General features: G+C 56.2%; 4 protein-coding genes and 2 tRNA genes. 4 read left to right on the forward strand and 2 right to left on the reverse strand.

All coding sequences use genetic code 11. The features are described from left to right. The coding region (locus tag M0974_RS29010) for a histidine kinase dimerization/phospho-acceptor domain-containing protein (RefSeq protein WP_297845168.1) at positions 1–1321 on the reverse strand (1321 nt) is incomplete at its 3' end. 83 nt (positions 1322–1404) lie between these two features. On the opposite strand from M0974_RS29010, the gene M0974_RS29015 reads away from it, so the two are divergent. Beyond that, complete coding sequence (locus tag M0974_RS29015) at positions 1405–2295, forward strand: ATP-binding protein (protein ID WP_297845170.1); 891 nt, start codon at positions 1405–1407, stop codon at positions 2293–2295. Further along, entirely contained in the window at positions 2292–2777 is a 486-nt protein-coding gene (locus M0974_RS29020) for a GAF domain-containing protein (protein ID WP_297845171.1), read from the forward strand. Before M0974_RS29015 ends, M0974_RS29020 begins: the two co-directional genes overlap by 4 nt. 66 nt (positions 2778–2843) lie before the next feature. On the opposite strand, the gene M0974_RS29025 is transcribed toward M0974_RS29020, so the two are convergent. Beyond that, positions 2844–3614: a hypothetical protein gene (locus M0974_RS29025; protein WP_297845173.1), complete on the reverse strand. Its 771-nt coding sequence runs from the start codon at positions 3612–3614 to the stop codon at positions 2844–2846. A 267-nt stretch (positions 3615–3881) separates the two neighbouring features. Here M0974_RS29025 and M0974_RS29030 point away from each other — a divergent pair. Together M0974_RS29030 and M0974_RS29035 are read left to right on the forward strand one after the other, a co-directional pair. After that, positions 3882–3957, forward strand: a tRNA-Glu gene (locus M0974_RS29030). A gap of 3 nt (positions 3958–3960) precedes the next feature. Further along, positions 3961–4033: transfer RNA gene (locus M0974_RS29035), tRNA-Gly, on the forward strand. Positions 4034–4035: the final 2 nt, after the last annotated feature.

The following is a 4035-nucleotide window of genomic DNA, read 5'->3' on the forward strand; positions in this document are numbered from 1 at the left end:
CGATTCGGATGCCGCCGTCCTGTGGGGTTAGGTTGACATCCACACGGCCAAAACGAGTGAATTTCAGTGCGTTGGAGAGCAGGTTGCTGACAATCTGTCGCACCCGCGTAGGATCGCCCAGTATCAATGTTGGAAACAGCGGATCAATCAGGCAGGTCAATTCGACACCTGGCGCCGCGTTTTGCGACAGCAGGTTGGCCGTATCTTCAATGAGTGCGCCCAGATCGAACGGGATGTGTTCAAGCTCCAATTGGCCCGCGTCGAACTTTGACAAGTCGAGGATATCGTTGAGTAACTCCACCAGCACCTTGCCGGAGTCGTGCGCAATCGACAGCTGCTGACGTTGCTCTGGGTTGAGCGGGCTGTCGAGAGACAGCGAAAGCATCCCCAGCAAACCATTAAGCGGCGTGCGGATTTCATGGCTCATGTTGGCAAGAAAGGCTGCGCGGGCATGGGCCATGTCCACCGCAATACCGCGGGCGGCCTGCAACTCCTCGTTGGATTGACTAAGGCGTGTGTTGCTGGCCTTAAGCTCGTTGGTGCGCGCCGAGACGATGGTTTCCAGTTCGTTCAAATGGTCGATCACGCTGTTTTCAGCGGCGCGGCGCCGGTCGAACTCGCTAGCCACCATGTCGAACTGCTGATTCGCTGCGCTCACCAGTACACCAATTTCATCCCGTTGGTGGCCGGGAGGGCAGGGCAGGGGGGCGTGGAACGGGCCGCGCGGGTTGCTTTCAGTCAACGCACTAATCACGCCGAGCAGCGGCTTGGTGAGGGTAATGTAGTACAGCAGCATCAAAATCCCGCCCAGCAGCAGGTTGCGGGTAAAGCCGTTGATCAAGGTGATTTCAGCGCGTTGCAAAAAGTGGCTGCCGAACGCGAAGGTATCGACTGTCAGGCGCAGGCTACCCATAGACTCATTGGGCAGATGGTCGAGGTGCAGAGCGTCGACGAAGTTACGGGTCGCACCAAACAGGGCGTCGCTGACGATTCGGTGGCCACTTTGAGCCGCAGGGCGCTCGACGCTGGCAAGGGTTGCGTCGTTGTTGTCAGCGATCCTAACGCCAATGACGGCGGGGGAATGCAGCAATCCGAGGGCTAGCTCTTGCGCCAGTTCCGCATCGAGGTTGTAGGCGATGCGCGAGGCCGGGTTATGACTGATGTCCAGCAAAGAACGAATTTCACGATTGATCGATGCGTCTTCACTGGCATAATCGAGGGCGATTTGACCCAAGCTAAACAGGGTTCCCAGAATGAAGCCAACCAGCACTGTCAGTAGAGCTTGCTTGAATGATAGGCGGTGGATGAACGATATATCCATGGGCAGAGCCATTCCTCGTGATCCGTCGCGACGAGCATAGCTGATCGAGCCTTGCTTTTTACCAGTTTAATTAAGGAGATAGTGTGGACTCTCGGTTAATTACCTTTCTCGAACGTGCCGACGCCGTACTGGCGCGATTGGAGCCTTTATTGCCGGCGCTTCGCAAGCCCGTCGATTGGACCCATACCCTTGCTGCGCGCTGGGTGCAAGAAGGTCGAAGCGGTTACCTGATGCCGCTGGAGGTCAGTCTCGACATGCGTCTGTCTGACTTGATCGGTGTCGACCGTCAGCGCGATCAGTTGTCGCGCAACACCCAACAGTTTATCGACGGCTTGCCCGCCAACCATGCCTTGCTTTGGGGCTCGCGGGGTACCGGCAAGTCATCGCTGGTTCGCGCATTGCTCGCGGAGAATCACGCCGACGGTCTGCGCCTGATCGAGATCGAGCGCGATCACTTGGGTGACTTGCCTCGTGTAGTCGAGCAGCTTCAGAAGCTGCCGCAGCGTTTCGTGTTGTTTTGCGATGACCTGTCGTTCGAAGCGGGCGAGAGCGATTACCGGGTGCTTAAAAGCGTGCTCGATGGTTCGCTGGAGCAAGCGCCGGATAACGTGCTGCTGTACGCCACGTCCAACCGCCGCCATCTGGTACCAGAGAAGTCCAGTGACAATGAAAACTGGAAACAGGTTGATGGTGAGATTCATCCGAGCGAAGGCGTGGAAGACAAGATCGCCTTGTCCGACCGATTCGGGCTGTGGTTGTCATTTTATCCGTTTACCCAAGAGCATTTCCTGACAGTGGTCGAGCACTGGATCGGTGAGTTGGCGAACAAGTCCGGGCTCAAATGGCAGCGCGACGAAGAGTTGGACATCACCGCTGTGCGCTGGGCGACCGGGCGTGGTAATCGCAATGGCCGCTGCGCTTACCAATTTGCGCGGTATTGGGTAGGCCTTCAACTTTTGGAGCAACAGGCATGATCGATTTACACAGCACCGGCGCAGGCCTCAATGGCTATACCTTGCTGGCGGCACAGCTGGAATCGTTGCTGGCGGACGAGCGCGATTTCATCGCCAATTCCGCGCAATTTTCGGCGTTTCTGTTCAGCCAGCTTGATAACCTGAACTGGGCTGGTTTTTACCTGGCGCGCGGCGAAGAGCTGGTGCTTGGGCCGTTTCAGGGCCAGATCGCCTGCGTGCGGATCCCGTTCGGGCGTGGTGTTTGCGGCACGGCAGCGGCCACTGGGCACACTCAGCGGGTTCATGACGTTCACGAGTTCGACGGGCACATCGCCTGCGACAGCGCCTCCGCCAGCGAGTTGGTCGTGCCATTGATAAAGGACGGGCAGTTGATTGGCGTGCTGGATCTGGACAGCCCAAGCGTTGGGCGTTTCTCTGAGGAGGATCAGGCAGGGGTTGAACAGTTGGTGGCAATCTTTCTAAAGCTCACGACCTGCCAGTAGCGTCACCGGTAGACCCATACCGCCAGGGCAGATAAGCACCAAGGCTTGTCTGCCGCGCACGGGGCATCAATCGTAAACGACTTTCTTTTTCCATTCGGATTCTATTTCGTCAACCTTCAGGCCGTCGGTCAACTGGTTTTCTTCGCCTTCGACCAGTTCAATATTGGTCAGCACCATTGAGTTGGAGCGGGCCAACATCTTTTGCATGTACTTGAGCTGTTCATGATAAACCGTCGGCTCCGGCTGTTTGCTCAAGTACTGCACGCCACGTTCGAATGCCAAGCGTGCCTGACCGGGTTGCTCTTGGGCGAACGCATGTTGACCGAGGTTGTTGAAGAACTCGATGTGCAGGAGCACCAAAATATGGCGAATCTGTTTTATCCACTGCTTGGCTTCGGTGGTGGGCAAAAAACCATCGTGGGCAGCGCGGGTCACCTGGCCGTGTAACGCTTCCAATAGAAAGCGTACATCCTTGGCCTTGGCCTCAGTTTGAATCGGGCTTGGCGGGTTGTTGATCGGAATATCAATGCCTTTATCGATCAGCGCGGTCAGCTCCGCAATGCGTTCCTTGAGTGCGTTGCTGCCTTTATTCAACCCGAGCATACGCTGGACGACGTTAAGCTCCAGCCGTGTCAGCAGTAGCTTGAGATCGGGTGTCATCAGCTGGCCGGGGAAGGTTTCGGTGATTTCGCCGCAGCGACGCAGGCGATCATCCAGCTCAACTTTGTTACGAGCACGTTCCAGCTTCTGGTTTTCGGCCACATGGTTGAGGAAGCCGATGGCTATCAGAATGGCGATGCCAGCAACAATCAGTAGGGTGATTATGAGTGGTGTCACCGTTGTAGCCTCATTCAGGGTATGTACAGCCGGAGTGTAGTGGTTATGGCAATTGGCCGATAGGTGTAACGGAGGTTCGTCAAACTAACGGCGTTAATTATCCGGCGTGTCTATAAAGGCATCAAGGCTCAAAGCACAGGGAAGTCATTGATTTAGATATATTTATAGATTGGGGTTGACGACCCGGCCTTGCATCCATAGAATGCGCGCCACTTACAGCGTAAAGCACACAGCGAAGCGCAAATAAGTAGTGAATGTTGTACGTGTGTCCCCTTCGTCTAGTGGCCTAGGACACCGCCCTTTCACGGCGGTAACAGGGGTTCGAGTCCCCTAGGGGACGCCATTTGCGGGAATAGCTCAGTTGGTAGAGCACGACCTTGCCAAGGTCGGGGTCGCGAGTTCGAGTCTCGTTTCCCGCTCC

This window comes from Pseudomonas sp. (assembly GCF_026224925.1).
Taxonomy (GTDB): domain Bacteria; phylum Pseudomonadota; class Gammaproteobacteria; order Pseudomonadales; family Pseudomonadaceae; genus Aquipseudomonas.